The organism is Iamia sp. SCSIO 61187, assembly GCF_019443745.1.
Lineage (GTDB): Bacteria > Actinomycetota > Acidimicrobiia > Acidimicrobiales > Iamiaceae > Iamia.
In genome coordinates this window covers 1,496,130-1,517,480 of sequence record NZ_CP050948.1, presented here as the reverse complement: position 1 = coordinate 1,517,480, position 21,351 = coordinate 1,496,130, and the positions used below count along the sequence as shown (strand labels likewise).

Annotated in this window: 23 protein-coding genes; 8 read left to right on the top strand and 15 right to left on the bottom strand. The window is 75.5% G+C overall.

What is annotated here, in order from left to right; genetic code table 11:
* Positions 1-102: 102 nt before the first annotated feature.
* Positions 103-1,227: a glutamate--cysteine ligase gene (locus HC251_RS07400; RefSeq protein ID WP_219944660.1), complete on the bottom strand. Its 1,125-nt coding sequence runs from the start codon at positions 1,225-1,227 to the stop codon at positions 103-105.
* A 246-nt stretch (positions 1,228-1,473) separates the two neighbouring features.
* Between HC251_RS07400 and HC251_RS07395 the strand changes: the two genes are divergently transcribed.
* Together HC251_RS07395 and HC251_RS07390 are read left to right on the top strand one after the other, a co-directional pair.
* Positions 1,474-1,764, top strand: coding sequence for an ANTAR domain-containing response regulator (locus tag HC251_RS07395; RefSeq protein WP_219944659.1), 291 nt, complete (start codon positions 1,474-1,476; stop codon positions 1,762-1,764).
* Positions 1,765-1,905: 141 nt separating this feature from the next.
* Entirely contained in the window at positions 1,906-2,190 is a 285-nt protein-coding gene (locus HC251_RS07390; protein WP_219944658.1) for a WhiB family transcriptional regulator, read from the top strand.
* A 15-nt stretch (positions 2,191-2,205) separates the two neighbouring features.
* Here HC251_RS07390 and HC251_RS07385 read toward each other — a convergent pair whose 3' ends face one another.
* Both HC251_RS07385 and HC251_RS07380 read right to left on the bottom strand, forming a co-directional pair.
* Positions 2,206-2,544, bottom strand: a complete 339-nt coding sequence (locus HC251_RS07385) for an STAS domain-containing protein (RefSeq protein WP_219944657.1) — start codon at positions 2,542-2,544, stop codon at positions 2,206-2,208.
* A gap of 70 nt (positions 2,545-2,614) precedes the next feature.
* On the bottom strand, positions 2,615-3,088 hold the full coding sequence (locus HC251_RS07380) for a pyridoxamine 5'-phosphate oxidase family protein (protein WP_219944656.1): 474 nt from the start codon (positions 3,086-3,088) through the stop codon (positions 2,615-2,617).
* A gap of 128 nt (positions 3,089-3,216) precedes the next feature.
* Between HC251_RS07380 and HC251_RS07375 the strand changes: the two genes are divergently transcribed.
* The 5 genes from HC251_RS07375 to HC251_RS07355 all read left to right on the top strand — a co-directional run bounded on the left by HC251_RS07375 (position 3,217) and on the right by HC251_RS07355 (position 8,048).
* Positions 3,217-4,062: a universal stress protein gene (locus HC251_RS07375; protein ID WP_219944655.1), complete on the top strand. Its 846-nt coding sequence runs from the start codon at positions 3,217-3,219 to the stop codon at positions 4,060-4,062.
* 87 nt (positions 4,063-4,149) lie between these two features.
* Entirely contained in the window at positions 4,150-4,833 is a 684-nt protein-coding gene (locus HC251_RS25945; protein WP_219944654.1) for a hypothetical protein, read from the top strand.
* A 220-nt stretch (positions 4,834-5,053) separates the two neighbouring features.
* On the top strand, positions 5,054-7,138 hold the full coding sequence (locus HC251_RS07365; protein ID WP_219944653.1) for a PEP/pyruvate-binding domain-containing protein: 2,085 nt from the start codon (positions 5,054-5,056) through the stop codon (positions 7,136-7,138).
* The gene (locus HC251_RS07360; protein ID WP_219944652.1) at positions 7,135-7,662 is read left to right on the top strand and encodes a hypothetical protein; all 528 of its coding nucleotides are present in this window, start codon (positions 7,135-7,137) and stop codon (positions 7,660-7,662) included. Before HC251_RS07365 ends, HC251_RS07360 begins: the two co-directional genes overlap by 4 nt.
* On the top strand, positions 7,659-8,048 hold the full coding sequence (locus HC251_RS07355; RefSeq protein ID WP_219944651.1) for a hypothetical protein: 390 nt from the start codon (positions 7,659-7,661) through the stop codon (positions 8,046-8,048). Before HC251_RS07360 ends, HC251_RS07355 begins: the two co-directional genes overlap by 4 nt.
* Here the strand turns inward: HC251_RS07355 and HC251_RS07350 are convergent.
* Positions 7,974-8,714, bottom strand: coding sequence for a phosphatase PAP2 family protein (locus HC251_RS07350; protein WP_219944650.1), 741 nt, complete (start codon positions 8,712-8,714; stop codon positions 7,974-7,976). The genes HC251_RS07355 and HC251_RS07350 overlap by 75 nt on opposite strands.
* A gap of 50 nt (positions 8,715-8,764) precedes the next feature.
* Positions 8,765-9,283, bottom strand: coding sequence for a GNAT family N-acetyltransferase (locus HC251_RS07345; RefSeq protein ID WP_219944649.1), 519 nt, complete (start codon positions 9,281-9,283; stop codon positions 8,765-8,767).
* A 68-nt stretch (positions 9,284-9,351) separates the two neighbouring features.
* Here HC251_RS07345 and HC251_RS07340 point away from each other — a divergent pair, with 68 nt between their 5' ends.
* Positions 9,352-9,918, top strand: a complete 567-nt coding sequence (locus tag HC251_RS07340; protein WP_219944648.1) for a TetR/AcrR family transcriptional regulator — start codon at positions 9,352-9,354, stop codon at positions 9,916-9,918.
* Positions 9,919-9,948: 30 nt separating this feature from the next.
* Here the strand turns inward: HC251_RS07340 and HC251_RS07335 are convergent, their stop codons facing one another.
* The 10 genes from HC251_RS07335 to HC251_RS07290 form a co-directional block, all read right to left on the bottom strand.
* On the bottom strand, positions 9,949-11,292 hold the full coding sequence (locus tag HC251_RS07335) for a GGDEF domain-containing protein (protein WP_219944647.1): 1,344 nt from the start codon (positions 11,290-11,292) through the stop codon (positions 9,949-9,951).
* Between the two features lie 46 nt (positions 11,293-11,338).
* Positions 11,339-12,205: a phosphotransferase family protein gene (locus HC251_RS07330; RefSeq protein ID WP_219944646.1), complete on the bottom strand. Its 867-nt coding sequence runs from the start codon at positions 12,203-12,205 to the stop codon at positions 11,339-11,341.
* Positions 12,206-12,304: 99 nt separating this feature from the next.
* Positions 12,305-13,282, bottom strand: coding sequence for an aldo/keto reductase (locus HC251_RS07325; RefSeq protein WP_219944645.1), 978 nt, complete (start codon positions 13,280-13,282; stop codon positions 12,305-12,307).
* A gap of 90 nt (positions 13,283-13,372) precedes the next feature.
* Positions 13,373-13,585: a three-helix bundle dimerization domain-containing protein gene (locus HC251_RS07320; RefSeq protein WP_219944644.1), complete on the bottom strand. Its 213-nt coding sequence runs from the start codon at positions 13,583-13,585 to the stop codon at positions 13,373-13,375.
* Entirely contained in the window at positions 13,582-15,477 is a 1,896-nt protein-coding gene (locus HC251_RS07315) for a hypothetical protein (RefSeq protein ID WP_219944643.1), read from the bottom strand. Before HC251_RS07315 ends, HC251_RS07320 begins: the two co-directional genes overlap by 4 nt.
* Before the next feature lie 92 nt (positions 15,478-15,569).
* Complete coding sequence (locus HC251_RS07310) at positions 15,570-16,673, bottom strand: hypothetical protein (protein ID WP_219944642.1); 1,104 nt, start codon at positions 16,671-16,673, stop codon at positions 15,570-15,572.
* Between the two features lie 119 nt (positions 16,674-16,792).
* Entirely contained in the window at positions 16,793-17,908 is a 1,116-nt protein-coding gene (locus HC251_RS07305) for an alginate lyase family protein (RefSeq protein WP_219944641.1), read from the bottom strand.
* Positions 17,909-17,965: 57 nt separating this feature from the next.
* Positions 17,966-18,202, bottom strand: coding sequence for a hypothetical protein (locus tag HC251_RS07300; RefSeq protein ID WP_219944640.1), 237 nt, complete (start codon positions 18,200-18,202; stop codon positions 17,966-17,968).
* A gap of 92 nt (positions 18,203-18,294) precedes the next feature.
* Positions 18,295-19,800 carry a hypothetical protein gene (locus HC251_RS07295; RefSeq protein WP_219944639.1) on the bottom strand — a complete coding sequence of 502 codons (1,506 nt, stop codon included), beginning with the start codon at positions 19,798-19,800 and terminating at the stop codon, positions 18,295-18,297.
* On the bottom strand, positions 19,800-21,320 hold the full coding sequence (locus tag HC251_RS07290; RefSeq protein WP_219944638.1) for a glycosyltransferase family 39 protein: 1,521 nt from the start codon (positions 21,318-21,320) through the stop codon (positions 19,800-19,802). Before HC251_RS07290 ends, HC251_RS07295 begins: the two co-directional genes overlap by 1 nt.
* Positions 21,321-21,351 lie beyond the last annotated feature (31 nt).

Here is a 21,351-nt window from a genome sequence, read left to right as displayed (position 1 = left end):
CGCGTCTCCTCGTGGGGTGGACCGCCGCTCCTCTCTCCTCAGCGGCGGACTCGACGCAGAGACCCCCCGATGGGGTGACGGACGCCGAGGCCTCCGGGGCCCCTACGGGACGGTCGCGGCGGCGATGGCGTCGGTGACGTCGGTCAGCCGGCCCCGTCGGGCGAAGGCCCGCCGCTGGCGCTCGGCGCCGGTGCCCTCGGCCACGACCCGGGCGACGCCGGCGCACACGTCGTCGACGTCGCCGAGGGCGTCGAGGTGCGGGCTCAGACGGTCGACGAGGGCGTCGAGCACGTCCCGGGCCGGCCGGGATGCCGGGGCCCGCACGTCGAGGAGGTCGCCCTCCAGCCCGTAGCGCGCCGAGCGCCACAGTGCGGCGCGGAGGATCTCGGGGCGGACGGACGGGGTGGGCTGGCCCGCCTCCACCTGCGCGGTCGCCTCGACGACGAGGGCGCGGAACAACCCGGCGACGGTGACGCTCTCCTCCACCGTCATCGGGACGTCGGCCACCCTCAGCTCGAGGGTCGGGTACCGGGCCGAGGGCCGGAGGTCCCAGTAGAGCCGGGCGGGGGCGTCGATGGCGTCGATGGACCGCATCGTCGCGACCAGCTCGTCGTAGTCGGACCGGGACGCGAACGGCTCGGGCAGCCCGGTGGTGGGCCAGCGGTGGAAGACCTCGGTCCGGTAGCTGGCGTAGCGGGTGTCGATGCCGCCCCAGAACGGCGAGTTGGCGCTGAGGGCGAGCAGCACGGGCACGTCGAGGCGGACCCGGTTCATCACCTGGATGGCCAGCCCGGGGTCGGGCACCCCCACGTGGACGTGGCAACCCGACACGACCTGCTCGTCGGTCAGGTGGCCGTAGTCGTCCGCCAGCTTCAGGTACGCCGCCTTCTCGGTCACGCCGCCGGCCCGCTCCCAGGAGGACGACGGGTGGGTCCCGGTGGCGAGGACGCGGGCGCTCCGGCTGCGTGCGGCGCGGTCGAGCCGCCGACGCAGCGACGTCAGCGAGGCGGAGAGGTCGACGAGCGTGGCGCACACGGCCGAGCCGGTCTCGACCTGCGCCTGGCTGAGCTCGGGCTCGATCTGGTCGTCGTGGCCGTGGACCGCGACCGCGATCACCTCATCCGCCACCGCCGAGAGCTCTCCGGTCGCGTCGTCGACCACGAACAGCTCCTCCTCGACCCCGACGGTGGGTGCGGTGCAAGAGGCGGGGGACGGGTGCGCGGCCACGCCCCCGGCTACCCCGTCGACCGTCCGCCATGCGTCTCTGACGGGAGCGCGTCCGGCGGTGACGGACGAGAGGTTCCATCGTCCCGGCCCGCGCCGACGGCGTCTGGGGTCACCCCGTCCGAGATCGACCAAACCGGCTCCTTCGTGAGTGCGAACCACCGCCGGGGTAGAGCGTTCGCGCCCCACCGGTGGGCGGCCGCCGCCGTCACCGGTCCGCAGCAGCAGCACGCACGATGGACAAGGACGATGGGCGTCGAACGAGGACACCGCCGGCAAGACGACCTGCGATCGGAGGTCGACAACCTGCGCACGGCACTGGCCGGGAGGGACCTGATCGGGCAGGCCAAGGGCATCTTGATGGAGCGCCACGGGATCACCGCCGACGAGGCCTTCGAGCGGCTGGTGCAGATCTCCCAGACCACCAACACCAAGCTCGGCGAGGTCGCGGCGCTGCTGGTCGGGTCCGACGGTCGCGCCGGCGACGACCGGTCCGCCGACGGACAGGGCGGGCGTCGCCGGCGGACCGGTGTGGACTGACCGGCGGCGCCGGCGGGTCGCGACGGGGGCTGCGCTGCTGAACCCCCGACGCGGCCCGCGCTGCGCCTCCCCCCGCCCCTCTTCGTCACGCAGGGCGACCGGTGCGTTTGGTCGGCCGTCCGGCGGGGAGGCGGCACCGTCGTGACGGACGAGTCCTGGATCGACGACGCAGCCTGCAAGGGACGGCTCGACCTCTTCTACGCCCCCCACGCCGAACGCCCGCCGTCGCGGGCCCGGCGCGAGGCCGAGGGGCGCCGGGTCTGCGCCACGTGCCCCGTCCGTCGTCCGTGCCAGGCCTACGCCCGGGACCAGCGCGAGCTGGGCCTGTGGGGCGGGGAGACCGAGGACGAGAGGCGGGCGGCGGGCTACCCGCCCACGGTGGCCGCCATGGAGCCGGTCCGCCGATCGCTCCACGCCGCCAGCTGAGCTCCGACCCCCGCTTCAGCCGGCGAGGCCCAACCGCTGGTCGACGTCGAAGAGCCGGAGGGTCCTGCGCTCGTCGGGCGCCACCCCGGAGGCGACGAGGCACCCGCCGGCCCGGTGGGCGACCCCCGCGGCGTCGACCAGCACGTGGCACGCCGCCGGCGAGAGCTCGGCCGAGCGGGAGGCGTCGACGGTGACGGTGTCGACCCCCGAGCCCAGCAGCTCGACGATGGCACCGCCGAGGGCGCGGGCGGCGATGGGCGAGCCGAAGCTGCCGGCGAGGGTGACCACGGCCCACCCGGCCCGCTCGGCGGGCTCGTCGACGTCGATCAGGGGTGCTGCCGGGTCCTCGTGCACGCGTCCTCCTCGGCCGCCGCCCCACGGGCAGCGCCCCCGGTGCTCCCCGGGTCGACGGGTCCGAAACGGCCTACCCCGGCGACGGCCCCCGGCCGTCGCGCGCCGAGGCGGGCACGGCCGAGCCTCCCACGGGCGACCGGTGGGTGATCCGGCGGCCGGTGACGATGGCGGTCGGCAGGAACAGCAGCCGTGACTCCCCGCTCGGGGCCCACCGCGGGATGGCGGTGGAGTCGATCGGCCCGGTGCGCTCGTCGGACGGGGTGTCCTGGGCCACGCCGGTCACCACCACGCTCCACCCGGTGTGCTCCATCGGGTCGACGTCGTCGACCTCGAAGGCGATGACCGCCCCCCGGGCGGCGGCGTCGAGCTTCGTCCCCACGCCCGTGCGGAACACGATGTCGTCGCCGATGAGCCGGAAGTTGATCGGCAGGATCGTCGGGAGGGCACCGACCGTGATGGCCACGCGGCCGAGGGTGCTCCGTCCGAGGAGGGCCAGGCACTCGGCCGGGCCGAGGATCTCCAGGCCGTTGCGGTCCAGGGTCATGGCGGCCATCGTCTCGCGCCGCCCGGGCGCCGTGTTAGGGCCGAACGTCCCACCCCCCACCGTCAGAGGCCCCTGCCCTCGGTCGGCGACGGACCCCCACCATGGTCGGCAGCCTTCGAGGAGATCCCATGTGCACCACCATCGTCGTCCCGATCGACGACGGCCCGACGAGCGAGCGATCGGTCCCCGTGGCCGGCGCTCTCGCCCGTCTGACCGGCGCCACCGTCGAGCTCCTCAGCGTGGACACCGACGGATCCGCACCCGCCCAGGTCCGGCGGCGCCTCGACGACCTCGTCGGCGGCATCCCCGCGGGGGTGCCCGTGTGCACCACGGTCGAGGGGACCACCGAGCCCGTCGCCGGCGTCATCGCCCACCTCGACCGCGACCCCGACACGCTCGTCTGCCTGGCGACGCGGGGACGGGGCGCCCTCGTGTCGCTCGCCCTGGGCAGCGTCACGACCGACGTCGTCAGCCAGACCCACCTGCAGGTGCTCGTGGTCGGGCCCGGGTGCGCGTCATCGCCCCCTCCCGACCTCACCGCGCCGGCGGTCGTGGCCCTGGACGGCAGCGACGTCGACGAGGACGTGATGGTCACGGCGGCCGGCTGGGCCCACGACACGGGCGCACCCCTGACCGTCACCACCACGATCACCCGGCCCTACGAGCCCGAGGTGTGGGTCGACGCCGACCGCATCCTGGCCTGGGCCGAGGCCCGGGCGGCCGAGCTGGGAGTGGGCATCACCACCAGCCTGGTCGCGTCGACCGACGTCGGTGCCGGCGTCCTGCGGGCGATCGAGGGCCCGATCGGCTGCATCGTCGTCGGGTCCCACCGGCGCGGGCGCATCGGTCGGATCGTGCTCGGCAGCACTGTCACCCGACTCACCCACCAGGCCCCGTGCCCGGTGCTGGTCGCCGGTGACCGCTCCCCCCACCTCGTCGCCGCCGGGCCCGATGCCCTCGTGGCCCGCAGGTGACCCGGGGCCCACGGGATCGGGACCTAGGACCCTGCTGCGGGCCACCGGGCATCCGTACCGTCGGACCTACCAACGGAAGGAAACACGATGACTGCCACCGCCACCCCCACAGAGACCCGCAAGGGCAGCGAGCCCCGCTCGACCACCCCGACCGACGCCGGCGCCTCCGGTGACGTCGTCACGCTCCACCGCCGCACGATCGACCGGATCCTGCTCGGCTTCGGCCTGGTGGCCACGGCCGCCTTCGTGATCGCCGGCGCCCTCCTCACCTGGGGCTCCAGCTTCAGCGCCGACTACGTCAAGGACGAGCTCAGCTCGCAGAACATCACCTTCCCGTCCGCCGAGGAGCTCGAGGCCGAGGGCCGCGACGACCTGCTCGGGTTCGCCGGGGAGGACGTCACGACCGGCGAGCAGGCCGAGGCCTACGCCAGCTACATCGACGGCCACCTCGACGAGGTCGCCGACGGCCAGACCTACTCCCAGATCGACGACCGGGGCGCCGCCGCCGCCGTCGAGGAGGCCACCGAGGCCGGTGCCAGCGAGGCTGAGATCGCCGAGCTGCAGGCCACCGCTGACCAGCTGGCCGCCCAGCGCAACACCCTCTTCAAGGGCGAGACCCTGCGGGGCCTGCTGCTGTCGGCCTACGCCTGGTCGACCGTCGGAGCCATCGCCGGCTACGCCGCCATCGGCGCCTTCGTCGCCGCCGCCCTGATGGCCGCCCTGGTCGTCGCCGGGATCGTCCACCTGGCCCGCAACAAGCGCACCAGCTGACCACCCACTGTCCACCCGAGGGCCCCGCCGAGAGGCGGGGCCCTCCTCGCGTCCGGGCCCGACCGGCGGCCACGACGCACCGAGACGGTGCCGGCCCGGCGTCGGTGTCGCCGGCGGGCCCCCGGCGGCCGCGGCGGTCGCGAGGGTGGCCCCACCACGGCCACCCACGGAGCGAGATCTCCCGCCGCGTCACCGCCGCGACGCCGGTAGTTTCCCTCGGGTGGAGCCCCGCGGCGTGGCGTCAGAGCAGGCGGCGCACCACGGCGCCCCCGCCGGCCCCGTGGTGGACCTCACCGATCCCGGCGCCGGCGACCCCCTCCTCACCGGCGGCAAGGCGGCGGCCCTGGCCCGGGCCGCGGCCGCCGGGCTCGACACCCTCCCCGGGGTCGTGCTGACGACGGCGGTGGCCCACGCCGTCGACGCCGGTGCCCGCGTCGCCGACCACCCGGCCGTCAGCGAGGCCTTCGCCCGCATCGACGGCGAGCGACGGCCGCTCGTGGCCCGCAGCTCGTCGGTCCTCGAGGACACCAGCGGGTCGTCCATGGCCGGGCAGTTCGACTCGGTCATCGGCATCACCGGCTTCCCCGCCTTCGCCACCGCCGTCGAGGCCGTCCTCGCCTCGCGGGAGCGGGCGGGGGCCCCGGGCTCGCCCATCGCCGTCCTGGTCCAGCCGCTCATCGAGCCCCGCCTCGGTGGCGTCCTGTTCGGGATCGACCCGGTGACGGGGCGCAGCGACCGGCGCGTCGTCTCGGCCGTGGACGGCGGGCCCGAGCCCCTCGTCAGCGGCGAGGTCGACGGGTCCCGCTACCTGCTCGACACCGACGCCCGCGTCCTCGAGCACGGGCGGGGCGACGGCCCCGAGCTGGGGGCCCGGGACCTCCGGAGGCTGGTGGCCCTCTCCGACGAGGTGGCCCGGACCTTCGGCCGGCCCCAGGACGTCGAGTGGGCCATCGGGACCGACGACCGTCTGTGGCTCCTCCAGTCCCGCCCGGTCACGACCCTGGCGCGGGGCGTCCCCCGGGGCCCGGTGTACGGGCCGGGCCCGCTGGCCGAGACCTTCCCCGAGCCGCTGACCGAGCTCGAGCACGACCTGTGGGTGCCGCCGCTGCGCGACGCCCTCCGCACCGCGGTGGTGCTGGCCGGGGCGGCCACCCCCGCCGAGGTGGCGGCCAGCGAGGTCATCGTGTCCGTCGCCGGCCACGTCGCCATCGACCTCCGCCTGGCCGGTGACGTCCCGCCGCCTCGCGGCCTGCTCCGGCGGCTGAACCCGGTGCCCGCCGTCCGCCGCCTGCGCTCGGCGTGGCGCGTCGGGCGGCTGCGGGCCGCCCTGCCGGTCCTCGCCGACCGGCTGCTCGAGCGGGCCGACGCCGACCTCGAGGCCGTGCCCCCGCTGGCCGACCTGACCAACCGCCAGCTCGTCGCCCTGTTCCACCGGGGCCACGAGGTGCTGCGGGCGCTCCACGCCCACGAGATCCTCATCGGCATGCTCACCGACACCGGGGGCAACCGGATGACCGGGGCGTCGGTCGCCCTCCGCGTGCTCGCCGAGGCCCGGGAGGAGGGGCTGAGCGACCAGGAGGTCCTCGAGCGCAGCCCCGTCGTGCTGGCCCTGACGCCCCCACGGGTCGCGCCCCGGCCGCAGCTCCCGGCCGAGGCGGCGCCCATGCACCTCGGCCTCGACGCCGAGAGCGGCAACGACCACGGGCTCCTGCGCGAGGCCCTGCGGCTCCGGGTCCGGTGGCTCCAGGAGCTGACCGGGCGGGCCGCGTGGGAGCTGGGGGTGCGCCTCACCGCCTCGGGCGACATCGTCGAGCCGGACATGATCCGGCACATGACCCTCGAGCACGTCGAGGCCGTCTTCACCAAGCGGGCCCTGGTGGTGCCGGCCCTGGTGCAGACCCACCTGCACAACTTCGGCGACCCCCTCCCCGCCCGGTTCCAGCTGTCGGACCGGGGCCTGGTCATCCGCACCCGGGTCGATGGCGAGGTCGGTGGCGGAACGGGGGCCGGCGGCGGCACCGGCAGCGGGCCCGTCACCTACGACACCGACGACCCGCCGTCGGGGTCGGTGCTCGTCACCACCACCCTCACCCCCGGCCTCGGGCCGCTCCTGACCCGGCTCAACGGGATCGTGTCCGAGACCGGGTCGGTCCTGTCCCACCTGGCGATCCTCGCCCGGGAGGCCGGGGTGCCGATCGTCGTCGGCTACGCCGAGGCCGTCCGGGAGCTGCCGGAGGGCACCCAGGTCACCGTCGACGGCGACAGCGGCCAGGTCACCCGACGGCACGAGGAGGGCTCGTCGTGAAGATCATCGCCTGGCTCGCCGGGATCGGGACGCTGGTCGCGGCGGCCGCGTACATGATCGTGTCGCTCAACCGGTGGGAGTGGAACCGGGCCCTGTTCTTCGGGCTGATCCTCCTCGTCGCCGAGGTCGGGCTGGCGACCGGGCTCGTGCTCCGGCGCCTCGCCCGCCTCGAGATCACCCTGCGCCCCGACCCCGACGCCCTCGACGTCCTCCGGGCCACCCGGCCCGACGGCCCCGACCGCTTCGCCTGGCTGAAGGAGCCGACCACCGGCCGGCTCAGCGTCTTCATCACCTTCCTCGTCGGCGGGGGCGTGCTCGTCTCGGTCCTGGCCTGGGTCGTCGACCGCATCGCGGCCCGCACGTCGACGCCGATCGGCGAGGAGCGCCTCGCCGCCCAGCTCCACGCCATCCGCTACCCACCGGGCGGGCTCGTCGTCGACGACGTGACCGTCCTGGCCCAGGACGTGCCGGGCGCCGACGACGCCCAGCTGCGGAAGCTGCTGCGTCGGGCCGGGCGCACGTGAGGCTCCGCCCCGTCCCCATCGCCCTGGGGGTGCTGGGGCTGGCCGTCGGGGTGGTGGGGGTGCTGGCCCTGCGGGAGGCGACGCTGTCCACCCACGCCCCCGACGACCCCGACAGCCGGGTCGCGGTGGTGGTCCGGGCCGACACGGAGCGGTCCGAGCCCGGCCAGAGCCGGGCCGAGATGGTGGAGGCCCTCTTCCTGACGTGTCGGCTGGAGGTCACCGCCGACGTCGTCGGGCCCATCGTCGACGAGGGCGACGGGCGCTACCGGGCCGTCCTGTCCCCGGCCCTCGACGCCACCGACGAGCGCCAGCTACGGGGCTGCGTCGAGGACTGGACGATCGACCACCTCCGCGTCGACGTCCTCGGGTTCGAGCCCGTCTCCTGACGTGCACCGGCCCGACGACCCGTCGCCGTGGGTCGCGGTGATGGCCCGCTCGGCGCCGGCCACGCCGAGGACCGCCAGCACCAGCCCGGCGACCACGTCCGACGTCCAGTGGACGCCGAGCCAGACCCGACTGGCGGCCACGCCCAGGGCCAGGAGCCACACGGCGACCGCCACGGACCACCAGACCCAGCGCCGGCGCACGTAGAGGGCGGCGACCAGCGGCAGGACGCCCCAGCTGGCCGCCGCCGCCAGCGGGTGGCCGCTCGGGAACGAGTGCCCCTGGCCGTCGACCAGCCGGTGGCCCACGGGCCGGTCCCGCCCGACCAGCTCCTTGAGGGCGGTCTCGGCGAGGGGCCGGGCGAGGGCGATGACGACGATCGCCACCGCCAGGCGGGGGCAGCGGCGCCAGGACGCGGCGGCGGCCACGGCCGACACCACCAGCACCACCTTCGTCGACCCCAGGGACGACACCCGGCGGAAGACGGCGTCCAGGGCGGGCGTGCGGGAGTCGACGACCCACCGGGTGATGGGCTCGTCCCAGACCAGCCAGCCCGCCCGGGCCCCGAGGGCGAGGGCCACGAACGTCGCCGCCGCGACCGGGAGGACCCACCGTTGGGCGGCCTGCACCCGCGCCATCGTCATCGGCGGCTCGACGTGCAGCTCCATCGACTCCCACGCTACGACCGCGCCGGCGACGCCGGTGCGCGACGGCGACGTCAGGCGACCTCGCCGAGGAGCGGGGCGCCCGGGCCGGACACCGAGATGGTGGCCACCGCCTCGCCACCGGTGAGGCGCACCGCCACGTCGGGGGCCACGGCGCGCAGGAAGCTCCGGGCGGCGACGTTGTCGGCCTGGATGACGGCCTCGACGGTGGCCAGCCCCGACGCCCGGGCCGCGGCGAGGACGGCGGCGGCCAGGGACCGGCCGATGCCCCGGCGCTGCTGGGCGTCCTCGACGAGGAACGCCACCTCCACGGTCCCGCTGCGCCCCCAGGCGAGGGTGCTGGTCCCGTGGACGGTGCCGTCGGGTCCGACCGCGACCCACGAGCGGTGACGGTCGTGGGGGGAGGTGATGCGGGCCAGCTCACGCCGGGCGGCCACGCTCGCCGCCCCGTGGAACCGCCGGTAGAGGGTCGGGGGCGAGCACCGGTCGAGGAGCTGGTGGAGGGCGGGGAGGTCGGCGGGTCCGGCGGGGCGCACGACGACCCCCGGCGCGGGGCGGGTCAGGGTCGGCATGGGCCCATCATGAGTAGACCGGTCGTCATAGTCAATAGACCGGTCGTCATATCGCTAGGCTTGGCGGCGTGGCCTCCGACACCCGCGACCGGCTGATCCGCACCACCTCCCGCCTCCTCCGGACCCAGGGCTACGGCACGACCGGGCTCAACCAGATCGTGGCCGAAGCCGAGGCGCCCAAGGGCTCGATGTACTTCCACTTCCCTGGGGGCAAGGAGGAGCTGGCCGTCGCCGCCCTCGACCGGTTCGCCGAGCGGGTCGGCCAGGCCCTCGGTCGGGGGCTGGACGGGGCCGGGAGCGTGGCCGACGCCGCCGTGGCCTTCTTCGACGACGAGATCGCCCGGCTCGAGAGCTCCGGCTTCGTCGACGGCTGCCCGGTGGCCACCGTGGCCCTCGACGCCTCGGCCGCCCACGACGCGCTGGCGGCGTCGACGGGAGGCGCCTTCCAGCGCTGGACCGCGATCCTGGCCGAGGCGCTCGAGGCGGAGGGGCGCACCCCGGAAGCGGCCCACGCCGGGGCCACGGTGTTCCTCGCCACCTTCGAGGGCGCGCTGCTCATGGCCAAGGCCCAGCGCTCGACCGAGCCCCTGGCGACGGCGCGCGACGCCATCGCCGCCCTCCTCGCCGCGACCTGAGCAGCGGTGGCGCCGGTGCGGGTCGGCCGGTCAGGCGCCGATGCGCACGGTGTTCTTGCCGGCGCTCTTGGCGAGGTACAGGGCGTCGTCGGCCCGCTTCATCAGCTGGGCCGGGATGAGGGGGTGGGCGCCGACGGCGACGCCGATGGACGCCCCGACCTGCACGCGGCGGCCCTCGATCTCCATGGGCCGACCGACGGCGGCCACGATCCGGTCGGCCACGTCGCGGCCGTGCACCGGGTCGCGGCTGCCGGCGCACACGACGGCGAACTCGTCGCCCCCGATGCGCCCGGCGACGTCGCGCGGCCCGATGACCCCGCCGATCCGCCGGGCGACCTCCACCAGCACCTCGTCGCCGAAGGCGTGGCCGTACTGGTCGTTGACCGGCTTGAAGTCGTCCAGGTCGATGTAGAGCAGCACCACGCCCTCGTCGGCGTCCATCACCCCGAGGTCCCGGGTCAGCTCGGCCCGGTTCACCAGCCCGGTCAGGGGGTCGTGGGCGGCCGCCCACCGCAGGTCCCGCTTGGTGCGGCCGTCGGCGATGGCCAGGGCGGCCAGGCGCAGGGCCACGTGGACGGGCGTCTGGCGGGTGACCTTGAACTCGAGGCTCGACCGGCTCCAGGCCACCATGGCGCCGATGACCTCGTCGCCGCTGGGCGCCTCGATGGGCACGAGGAACGCGGCGGAGTACCCGGCGGCCCGGGCCGCCGGGCCCGCCGGCCCGAGCCGGGGGTCGCCGAGGTCGGCGACGACCAGCGGGGCGTCCAGGTCGAGGTCCCACACCAGGGCGGTGGCGTCGACCAGCGGCCGAGCCAGGCCCGGTTCGCCGCTCGCCGTCGCCGTGCGCAGGCCCACGTCGGGCCGCCAGGCGAACACCGTCCGGGTCGTGGCTCCGAGCGAGTGGTCGGCCAGCCGGGCCACCACGGGGAGCACGTCCTCCACCGCCGCCCCGGTGCCGAGGAGCTCGATGGCTCGGGGCACGTCGGACCGGTCGCTCACGACCTTGCACGTGCACAGCACCCCGCCGACCTCGGGGTCGTCGAGGTGGTTGTAGGTCGTGGCCTCGAACGAGTGCCAGACCCCGTCGGCGGCGACGACGCGGATGTCGGCGGGCTCGGGCGACTCCGTCGGCCCGACCCGGGCGAACAGGTCCCCGGCCGCGTTGACCTGGGTCATGGTGGCCAGCACCACCTCGAGATCGTCGTCGTGGACGAAGTCGGCCGCGCTGCGGCCCCGCAGGTCGTCCCACCCGAGGATCGGGGTCACCGACTCGCAGTGCCAGAGGATCGTGAACTCGGCGTCGAGCAGGAGGGTGATGGACCCCTCCTTGCGACACATCGAGCGGAGGGCCCGCTGCCGCACGTCGGCGTCCATGACATGCCATCGGTCACTGACCGCCACCCATGAGGGGCGGGCCCGGTCAGGCCCCGGCGAAGACCCGGACCAGGGCCCCCAGGGCCGCGTCCCGGTAGCGCCGGTCCCCCCCGTCGAGCCCGAACTCCAGGTCCTCGAGCAGGGCGCAGCGGGCGTGGAACGCGGCCCGCTCGGCCAGGGCCGGGTCGTCCCGGTCGAGGCGGGCGATCAGCCGGGCGGCGGCGTCGGGTCCCAGGTCGCGGTGGATGCGGCCGAGGTCGCGCGCCGGGTCGGCGACGGCGGCGTCGGACCAGTCGATGACGCCCGTCAGGGTGGCCCGGTCGGGGGCGGCGAGCAGGTGCTCGGCACCGAGGTCGTTGTGGGTGAGCACCAGGCCGGGAGGCTCCGCCGGTGGCGGCGCGGCCAGGAAGGCGGCGACGAGCCGGGCCTGCTGCTCGTCGAGGGCCGCCGCCACCCGCTCGAGGGTGCCGGCGGCCTCGGCCCGGTACTCCTCCAGCGGGACGTCGTCGACCTCGACGAGCCCGTCGCCGTCGTCCACCGGCAGCGACCACACCGCGGTGAGGAAGGCGGCGAGCTGGTCGACCACGGCGTCGACGTCGCGGCACGGCTCGTCGAGCAGGGAGGCGCCCGGGAGCCGGCGGAGGACCACCACCCCCGCGTCGGGGTCGGCGGCGACGACCTCGGGGACGGGGACGGGCGAGACCGGCCCGACGAGGTCGAGGACCGCCCGCTCGCGGGCGATGGCGGCGGCGGTCTCCCCGTCCGGGTCGAGGGCGACACGGGCGACGAAGGCGCCGTCGACGTCGTAGGCGACGTGGTCGGTGCCCTGGCCGAGCAGGGACAGCGACCGCCCCGGCCCCACCATCCGGGCGACCACCCGCCGCACCGAGTCCTCGTCGACGGGCCCGTCCACGGCGCCACCCTACGGCGGACCCGGACCCCGCTCGGCGGCGCGGGCGCGGATCAGCGGCCTCACCGTGCGAGTGTCGCTCCGGACCCCTGGTCAGGGCGATCAGTGACCGGCGACGGGGTGGGGTCGGTACAGCTCGTCGAGCCACGAGACCTCGTCGGCGGCGAGCGAGAGCTGCTCGGCGGCGAGGGCGTCCTCGACGTGGCGCACCGAGGTGGCCCCGACGATCGGCGCCGTCACCCCGGGCCGGGCCAGGACCCAGGCGAGCGCGGTCTGGGCCGGCGGGACCCCCCGGCGCGCCGCCAGCTCGGCGTTGCGTTCGATGATGTCGTCGTCGGTGTCGTCGGTGTACAGGATCGGGGTGAAGCGGTCGGTCTCGCTCCTCTTGGTGCGGGTCTCGCCGTCGCGGGTGCGGTCGCCGGTGAGGCGGCCCCGGGCCAGGGGGCTCCACGGGATGACGCCGACGCCCTGGTCCCGGCACAGCGGGATCATCTCCCGCTCCTCCTCCCGGTAGATCAGGTTGTAGTGCGGCTGCATCGACACGAAGCGGGTCCAGCCGTTCACCTCGGCGACGTGCTGGGCCTTGGCGAACTGCCAGGCGTGCATGCTGCTGGCGCCGATGTAGCGGGCCTTCCCGGCGCGGACGACGTCGTGCAGGGCCTCCATGGTCTCCTCGATGGGGACGTGGGGGTCCCAGCGGTGGATCTGGTACAGGTCGACGTGGTCGAGGCCGAGCCGCTCCAGCGAGGCGTCGATGGCCGAGAGGATGTGCTTGCGCGAGAGACCGCCGCCGTTGGGGCCCGGCGCCATCGGCATGAAGACCTTGGTGGCGATGACGACCTCGTCCCGGCCGAGCATCTTGGTCAGGAGTCGCCCGGTGATGACCTCGCTGGCGCCCTTGGAGTAGGTGTCGGCGGTGTCGAAGAAGGTGACGCCGCCCTCCACGGCGGCCCGCACGATCGGTTCCGCCTCGTCCTCGCCGAGCGCCCACGGGCGGTCCGGGTCGGGCCCGAAGCTCATCATCCCGAGGGCCACCCGCGACACCCGCAGACCGCTCCGACCGAGGTTCACGTACTCCACGACGCCGACCGTACCGAGGACGGCCCCCCGCCGCCGGCGGTGGCCGGCGAGGGTCCTCCCGACCAGCTGTCGCAGGTCGCGGGGTGTCGCTCAGGACATGGACCGCAGGCGCTGTGCCGCGGTTCGCTCGGCCAGGATCACGAGGTAGCTCGTCACCGTGGCGTGGGCCTGCAGCCGGTCGTAGCACTCGTCCAGGACCCGCGCCACGGTCTCTCGGTCGACGGCGTCCCCGAACCGCAGGTGGAGCCGCGTCGCCGCCGGCTCCAGCGCCCCGAGCCGCTCCGAGGGGGCCAGCGCGGTCACGCCTGCCCCCGGCACGCGGCCTCGATCTGATCCTCGGGGAGGTTGCGGCGGACGGCGCGCTTGCACGGCGCCACCTCCGCCGGGAACGCCACGATGGCGCAGCGGCAGCGGCTCCGCTCCCCCACCTCGGCGTTGAGCTGCGCCAGCCGGTCCGCGTCCTCGACGCTGAGCCCGGGGAGGTCGGCGAGGGCGAACGCGACGAGCGGGCTGTCGAGCTGGGCCACGAGGTGGTCCTCGTCGAGGCGCAGCAGGTCGTCGGTGATGCTCCGCTGCAGCTCGACGAGCTCGGCCTCGGCGTCCGGGTCCAACGGGGCCGTCTGGGCGACGATCGAGGCCTCGGGCAGCTGGGACAGGAGGCTGAGGTAGCGGCCCTCCTCGATGACGTACCACACCTCGTCGACCGTGGCGCTCGAGCCCAGGCGGTCGTAGCCGAACTGGTAGGGACGCCGGGCGTCGACCCGCACGTCGACGCCGCGCCGGTCGAGCTCGTCGAGGACCCCACCGTGGACTCCCCCCAGCGGCGTGCCCGCCACGCGGAGCAGGACGCGGCCGGTCGGGTCCTCCACCTGGTCGAGCAGCTCGACGGTGACGCTCTCGAAGGCCATCACGTCGTCGGGGTGGTCCGCCACGTCGGCGGCCAGCGACAGCGAGGGGACGATCGTGGCGACCACGAGGACCGCGGTCACGACCGCCGGCGCGCCGCCGGTCGGCTGCGGGCGCCACGACCGGGCCACGACCCACAGCGGAGCCAGGATGCAGAAGGGTCCGATGGCGACACGCCAGTAGAAGAGGTACGGGGTGGCGCTCCCCGTGACGCGCATCAGCGCCACCGTGCCGACGACGAGGACGAGCACCGCCAGCTCGACCAGCATCCGATCCTCGCCGAGAGGGTCGCGCCGCGTGACCCTCGCAGCGACGGCGGCGAGCACGAGGGGGATGATGAGCCACGCCGGAGAGGCCGCGTCAGCGACCTGCTCCAGGGGCTCGACCAGGTCCACGCCGCCGGCCCACGGGGGGACCACGCGGAACATGGCGCCCATCAACCCCGATCCCTGGACGGGGCCGGCGGGCTCGCCCTGGCCGCCGCCGACGAGGAAGGCGCGGGCCACCTCGTAGCCGTTGCCCGGTGGGTGGACGACGTTCTCGATGATCGGGGCGGCCCAGACGACCGCGGCCACCGCCGCCGCCGCCGGCCACGGGGCGACGTCTCTCAGTCGGAGGCCGGAGCGGTGGACGGCGCCCCGTCGGCGCAGGAGCGCCCATGCGGCGATGGCGGCGACCAGCGGTAGGTACCCGATGTGCGCTTGGACGACGAAGCTGCCGGCGAAGACGAAGCCGGGGAGCCGGGCATCGTCACCCGTCGCCACCGACCACGCCTGGAGGAGCACCAGGACGAAGGCCGGCAGGGCGACGTGCGGGTTCCACGCCTCGAGGAGGAGGTACGGCCCGGTGGCGGCGCAGGCCAGCGCGGCGACGGCGAGCCACAGGGCCATCAACGGCAGCCGCCCCCTGCGCCAGGCGATGGCGGCGATCCACGCCAGGGCCCCCCCTTGCAGGGCCGCGGCCCCGACGAGCGTCGCCCACGCCGCGCCGCCGCTCAGGAGCGACAGCGGGGCGAGGAGCTGGTAGAGCAGCGGCCCGGGGTGGCTCCATCCCAGCCGGCTGTAGGCGCCGGTCAGCGGTGTGTCGAGGCTCCACACGTCGCGGACCCGGAGGTCGATGACGGCGATGTCCTGCACCGGGGTGTAGGGGCGGCCCGTGCGGGTCGCCAGCACCACCAGCACCGGGGCCAGGACGAGAGCCACCAACCCGGCTGCGCCCCAGCGGCCGAGGCGGTGCCCGGGGGCCCTCGACGGCCGGGGCGCCCCCGCGGTGGTCGGCGCGTCAGCCACGAGCACGGCCTCAGTGAAGCGGTGGCGCTCCGACCCGTCATCCGCCGCTGGGGTGAGACCCGGCCACCCCCCTGTGGCCGGGCCTCAGATCCTCACGCTGCCGCGCTGGTGCGTCGTCCGCCGGCGGGCGATCCCGGGGCGTGGGTCCAATCGGTCCAGGCCATGTTCTTGCCCGGCGACTTGGTGGCCTGGGTCGGGAAGGCGGTGCCCCGGATGCTGTTCATCAGCCACGGCTGCCACAGGTCGTCGCCCTCGGCAGGGTTGCCGTTGGGGCCCCAGAGCCAGAGGAAGGATCGGCGCAGAGCGTCATCGCCGGCGGCGAAGCCGACCACGCCGGCCCGGTCCAGGAGGACCGCGGTGACGATGGCCCCCTGGAGCGCCTCCCACGGGTACGAGCCCCGCGGTGCGACGCCCCCGGTCGGCTCGCCCGTGCGCCGCTGGTCCTCGGGCAGGACGCCGTCGGCGGTGCGGCCGTCGACGGTGGCGCCCCGGCGGTTGATCCCGGCGCGATCCCGGCGGTTCGCGTGCCACGCGGTGTCGGTGTACACCAGGGGGTCGGGCACCGCCTCGCCCAGGAAGGCCCGGTGGGCCCGGGCGACCTGGGCCAGCTGGACCCGATCGCCGAGGTACAGGTCGATCGCCACCATGGCGGCCCGAGCCATGGTCCCCCAGTTGGACGGTGAGCGCAGGGCCGTCGAGAGGAGGTCCACGCCCCCGGAGTGCCCTTCCAGGGGTCGGGTCCGCAGGCCCGAGAGGAAGGCGCGGAACGCTCGGTCCTGGGCCGGGTCCAGCCCGACCAGGTCGGCGGCGATCACGTAGGACGGGATGCTCCGGCTCACCTCCAGGACGCGGGCGAAGCGGGTCGTCCGGGCCACCTGGGCCAGGGCGGAGCGGACCCGCCCCCGCAGGGCGGCGTCACCGGTCCGGACCGCGACCAGGGCGCCGGCCAGGGTGGAGGTGTCGTGGGTGCTGTTGTTGTCGGCCAGGTCGACCGCACCCCAGTCCGCGAGCGCCGCCTCGCGGACGTTGGCCCAGGCGGGCCCGGATGCCGGCAGGGCGCGCACCTCCGCAGGCGAGATCCACAGGCCTCCGCTGGCGGCGGAGGTCGCCGGGCGGGGGACGGTGCACGCCACGCCCGAGATCAGGACGAGGACCATGATGACCAGCACGGAGAGCGTTCGACGTGAGGGGCGCATGGCCGCGACCATCGGAAAGCCGGTCACCCGCCGTGAGCGGCCCGGGCCGAACTGGGTCGTCTGGGTGAGGCGCCCTACCGCGCCGGGCGCCGGGCCGTCACGTCACCCCGGATGGCACGTCACCCCGGATGGGTGACCGACGACCAGAGGACCGCGGAGTGCCCGGAGCCGTCCCGCTCGCGGGCGGCGTCGGCCAGCTCCTCGTAGCCGGGGTCGTCCCACCGCGAGGCCACGATCGGCCAGAGCGCCGCCGGGCGGGGGATGCGCAGGTCCTCGGTGGTCACCGGCCAGGACTCGGGCTCGTCCAGCGACCGCACGACGAGATCCAGGGCCCGGCGCAGCGACCCGCCCCGCTCACCCTGCTCCTCCCAGACGTCGAGCCCGGCGCGAGCCAGCATGTCGGCGGTCGCCACCTTGTAGCCGAGGGCCTCCTGGCTGTACATCAGACCGGCGTCCTCGCGGCGGACCTCCTCCGGGATCCGGCCGTCGGCCTCGATGAGGTCGATGCGCTCGCGCCAGCGGTCCGCAGCCCGCTCCAGCTCCTCCTCGTCCCCGAGCTCGATCGCCACCGCGACCCGCATGAAGGTGCCGGCATCGCCCCAGTTCCCGTCGCGGTCGGAGGCGGCCGGCAAGATCACGTCCCGCAGCCAGCGGTGGAACTGCCCGCTCGTGTCGTCGTCCCAGATCCCCTCGCTCTGGAGCACCTCGGCGGCGAACACGAAGCCCGGGGCGGCCCGGCTGACCATCAGCGACGTCGAGCACCCGCCCGAGTCGGGGCACGCGTCCTCCAACGTCCGGGTCGTGGTCATCCAGTCCTCGACGATCGCCGACGCCGCGTCGGCATCGGCCTCGTCCCGGAACACCCGGTAGGCGAGGGCGAGCGTCCAGGCCCGCTGCGCATCGCCCACGAACACGTCCTCGGTGTCGGTGATCAGCAGCGGGTCGCGTGCCGACGGCTCCACCTCACGGGCCTCGTCGGCTGCGTCTCGGAGACGTTCGGCGACAGCGTCGTCGGGGGCCCGGTCGAGGGCCAGGCCCTCGAGGGCGCCGCCGAGCTGCGGCAGCGAGAGGTCGTCTCCGTCGCTCTCACCGTCGCTCGGCGGCGCCGGGCTCGAGGACGCGGGATCGTCGTCGCCCGACGACGAGCACGCCACCATGGGCAGCAGGATCGCCACCGCCAAGGTGGCGACGACGACCCTCGGTCGGCCTGACCGACCCCGGCGGCGCGGCGTCACACGGAGATCGTCGCGGGGCGCCGGAGGGGGCGGCGCCCTCCCCCGCGGTAGGCGACCTCACCCACCTGCGCGAGACTCGCGGACCGCCTCGAGCGCCGCCGCGACCTCGTCGCGGGTGAGCGTCCCCTCCTGGACGTCGGCCTCCCACCGATCGAGGTCGATGAAGCCGACGGCACCCGGGACGCGCTCGGCGACGTCGTCCGCCGTCGCATCGTCGCTGATCCACATGGCCTGGGGCGCGTCCGGTGGGGGCCCACCGGGGAAGAGCAGCCTGATCCGCTTCGTCACGGGCACCTCCGATCCTCCCCTCGATCGGCCGCCCGGCGTCGACCATGAGTTCGACGCCGGATCTCGATGCCCTGTCGTGGCGGCCACGCCGCCGGGCGTCACCCCGACGGACCCACCGCGGCCGCGGCCGTCGACCTCCGCTCCCGCCCTGGTGGGCGGTCCGCAGCCGCCCTCCGCCTCGCCGCCCAGGCGACCAACGCCGACACCCCGGCGACGCCGGCCACGAGCAGGTAGAGGCTCGTTCGGCTGCCGTGCACCTCGGGCAGGGGGTGGGCGCGCGTGTCGATCGACTCCCACCAGCCCATCAGGAACGACGTCGCGGCCAGCGCGCCGAGGACCATCAGCAGGGGGACGGACCGAGCCAGCGCGACCACGGCCAGCGGCGTCAGGAGGTACCACGGCAGCCCCGGGCGGGTCAGGGTGGCGGCGAAGAGCACCAGCAGCGGCGCCGAGGCGGTGACCACCACCTCGGCCCGCTCCAGGGCCGATGCCGGCCGCTGCCGCCACGCCCAGCCCACCACACCACCGGCGACGACGGCGAGGGCGACGAGGGCCACCGGCGTGGCGAGCGAGGCCGCCGACGTCTGGTCCGGCTCGGCGAGGTGCGCCCGTGCCAGGCCGACGGGGTCGCGGAACGGTAGGTACACGGCGACGACGACGACGCCGGCCAGCGCCGCCCGGACGACCACGTCGGTGGCCCGTCGGGCGCGGCCGTGCCGCTCGGGTGCGCTCGGAGCGAGGACGACGAGGGCGAGCACCGGCGCAGCGATGGCCTTCACCATCACCGCCAGGGTGGTGAGCGCCGTCCCGGCCCTCGACCGATCGTCGGCGACCAGGGCCAGGCCGACCAGCATCAGCAGCACCATCAGCGCATCGGTCTTGGCCCCGCCGTAGGTGAGGGTCACCGGGCACAGCCCGAAGACGGCTGCTGCGGCCGCCGCCCCGTCGGGGCGCAGGCGGTGGGCGATCCGTGCCACCAAGACGGTCGCGAGGAGGGTGGCCGTCGCCAGCAGGCCGCGGAGGGCCAGGACCACGGCGATCGGGTGGTCCCCGGCGAGGGCGGTCACCCCCGTCGCCGCCATGGTCCAGACCGGGAGCTTGTTGTCAGGGTGCCCCGTGTACTGGTGGCTCGAGTACCGGTACAGGGGGTCGTCGGGGTAGGCGTCCGGCAGGTCGTGGTAGGGCTCGCCACCGTTGTCCGACGCGACCCGCCCGAAGAGGGCGTAGTCGTAGATGTCGCTGCTGTGGGTGGGCAGCGCCAGGACGCTGACGGCACAGGCCAGGCCCACGCACCAGACGATGGCGCGGACCCGCGCCGGGCTCGACCGCCGCCACGTCACGGCGATGGCGCCGGCCCACGCCACGAACATGACCGCCGCCACGGCCACGAGGCTCGCGGCCAGCGCCGACGACGACGGTGGGGCGAGGTGGTCGTAGGCCCAGCGCCAAGGACCCACGTCCTCGGCGAGAGCCGCTCCGGCACGCGTCCGCCGGCTGGGCGCGGCGGGCAGGGACCAGGCGAACCAGCTCGTGCCCAGCACCGACACGGCCCCGAGGGCGACGACGGGCGCGACGGGCGGGGCGTCGCGAGAGGCGGGCCGCATCACCCTGGATCGAAGCGCTCGAGGAGGTGCTTCTCGTAGGCCGACTCGTCGACCTCCACCACCTCGGTGCCTGTGCCGCGGGCGCGACCCAGAGCCGTCCGGATCTCCTCGCACGCACCGTCGAAGCCGCGGTACCCCTCGGCGAAGACCAACCAGACGGCACCGTCAGAGCCGGCGCGCGCCAAGACGTCGTCGACGAACTCGTCTGTCGACGAGGCGGCGATCCGCTCGGTGTAGTCGACCCAGTCGATCCTCCCGGGGGGGCTGCCCGAGGGGAAGGTGAGCGAGGTCCCGGTCGGCTCGCGCCGCACCCGCTCGACGGACGGCCGGAGCTGGTCGGGGCAGTAGGCCACCACATCACCGAGGGCGACGCCGGCATCGAGGGCGACGGCGACCTGGTCGCCCTGCGTGCGGGGGGTCTCGGCGGCACGCACGGCACCGGCGACGCCGAGCACCACCAGCAGGACGACCGAGGCGGCCCGCAGCCGGCGGTCGGGGACGCGGCCGACGCCCACCGCGACCACGAGGAGGGTGGTGGGGACGACGACGGCGGCGTAGCGAGGCTGGAAGGCGGAGGCGGTCGCCACCGCCGCGCCGACGCCGAGCACGAGCGTGGTCGCGGCGAGGGCGGCCTCTCGCCGTGCGCCGGGCACCGTCCGGAGGTCGAGCTCGACCCGCCACCGGGCGACCGGTCGAGCGGCGAGGGCCAGGCCGAGGGTCACGACGAGCACCAGGGCGGCGAGCCGGCCCCCGAGCCACTTGCCACCGCCCAGGTCCAGCAGCGTGTCGAACACGGCGTCGAAGGGCTCGACCGACCGGGCCCACGGCGTCCCGGTGTGGTCGGCCTGGTGGAGCGCGACGGGGAGCCAGGCCAGGGCCGGGAGGGACCCGACGACCAGCGCCGCGGCCGTGGCGAGCCGGGCTCGCCGCGCCGCCGGGCGCCGGCGGGCGGCCACCAGGAGGACGGCCAGGAGGGACGCCACGAACCACGCCCCCCAGTAGTGGGTGAGGAGCAGAGCGGGGGCGAGCCCCGCGACGACGGCGAGGCGACCGCTCGTGGGACGTTCCTCCGCCCGCAGGACGGCCAGGTGGCACGTGGCGGCGAGGAGGGTCGCCAGGGCGTACATGCGCGCCTCGGAGGCGTAGCGGATGGCGAACGGGGAGGTCGCCATGAGGACCAGGACCACTGCGGCCGTCGTCCTCCCGCCGAGCCGGCGACCGAGGCACCAGACCACGGGCAGGGTCGCGAGGGAGATCACGCCGGACAGCGCCCGGACGGCGACGTCGCCGGTGCCGAACAGCTGGGTCCACCCGTGCAGCAGGACGTAGTAGAGCGGCGGGTGGCCGTCGTGACGCAGCGCCTCGGGCAGGTCGGTCAGGGGCAGCTGGGCGATGTCGACGCTGATGGCCTCGTCGAGCCACAGGCTGCTCCCCGCCCAGGTGCGCAGCCCGATCCCGACGGCCACCGCGGCGATCGTGGCGACGGTGGTGAACCCGCCGGCGCGCACCGGGCGCTCCACGCGGGGCGGGTGCGGCTCGCATCCGCCCGAA

Bases quoted from the DNA above. Each gene is read 5' to 3' on its own strand.
- HC251_RS07395 (WP_219944659.1), top strand. From the start codon at position 1,474: ATGGGCGTCGAACGAGGACACCGCCGGCAAGACGACCTGCGATCGGAG.
- HC251_RS07380 (WP_219944656.1), bottom strand. From the start codon at position 3,088: ATGACCCTGGACCGCAACGGCCTGGAGATCCTCGGCCCGGCCGAGTGC.
- HC251_RS07375 (WP_219944655.1), top strand. From the start codon at position 3,217: ATGTGCACCACCATCGTCGTCCCGATCGACGACGGCCCGACGAGCGAG.
- HC251_RS25945 (WP_219944654.1), top strand. From the start codon at position 4,150: ATGACTGCCACCGCCACCCCCACAGAGACCCGCAAGGGCAGCGAGCCC.
- HC251_RS07350 (WP_219944650.1), bottom strand. From the start codon at position 8,714: ATGGAGCTGCACGTCGAGCCGCCGATGACGATGGCGCGGGTGCAGGCC.
- HC251_RS07345 (WP_219944649.1), bottom strand. From the start codon at position 9,283: ATGCCGACCCTGACCCGCCCCGCGCCGGGGGTCGTCGTGCGCCCCGCC.
- HC251_RS07335 (WP_219944647.1), bottom strand. From the start codon at position 11,292: ATGGACGCCGACGTGCGGCAGCGGGCCCTCCGCTCGATGTGTCGCAAG.
- HC251_RS07310 (WP_219944642.1), bottom strand. From the start codon at position 16,673: ATGCGCCCCTCACGTCGAACGCTCTCCGTGCTGGTCATCATGGTCCTC.
- HC251_RS07295 (WP_219944639.1), bottom strand. From the start codon at position 19,800: ATGCGGCCCGCCTCTCGCGACGCCCCGCCCGTCGCGCCCGTCGTCGCC.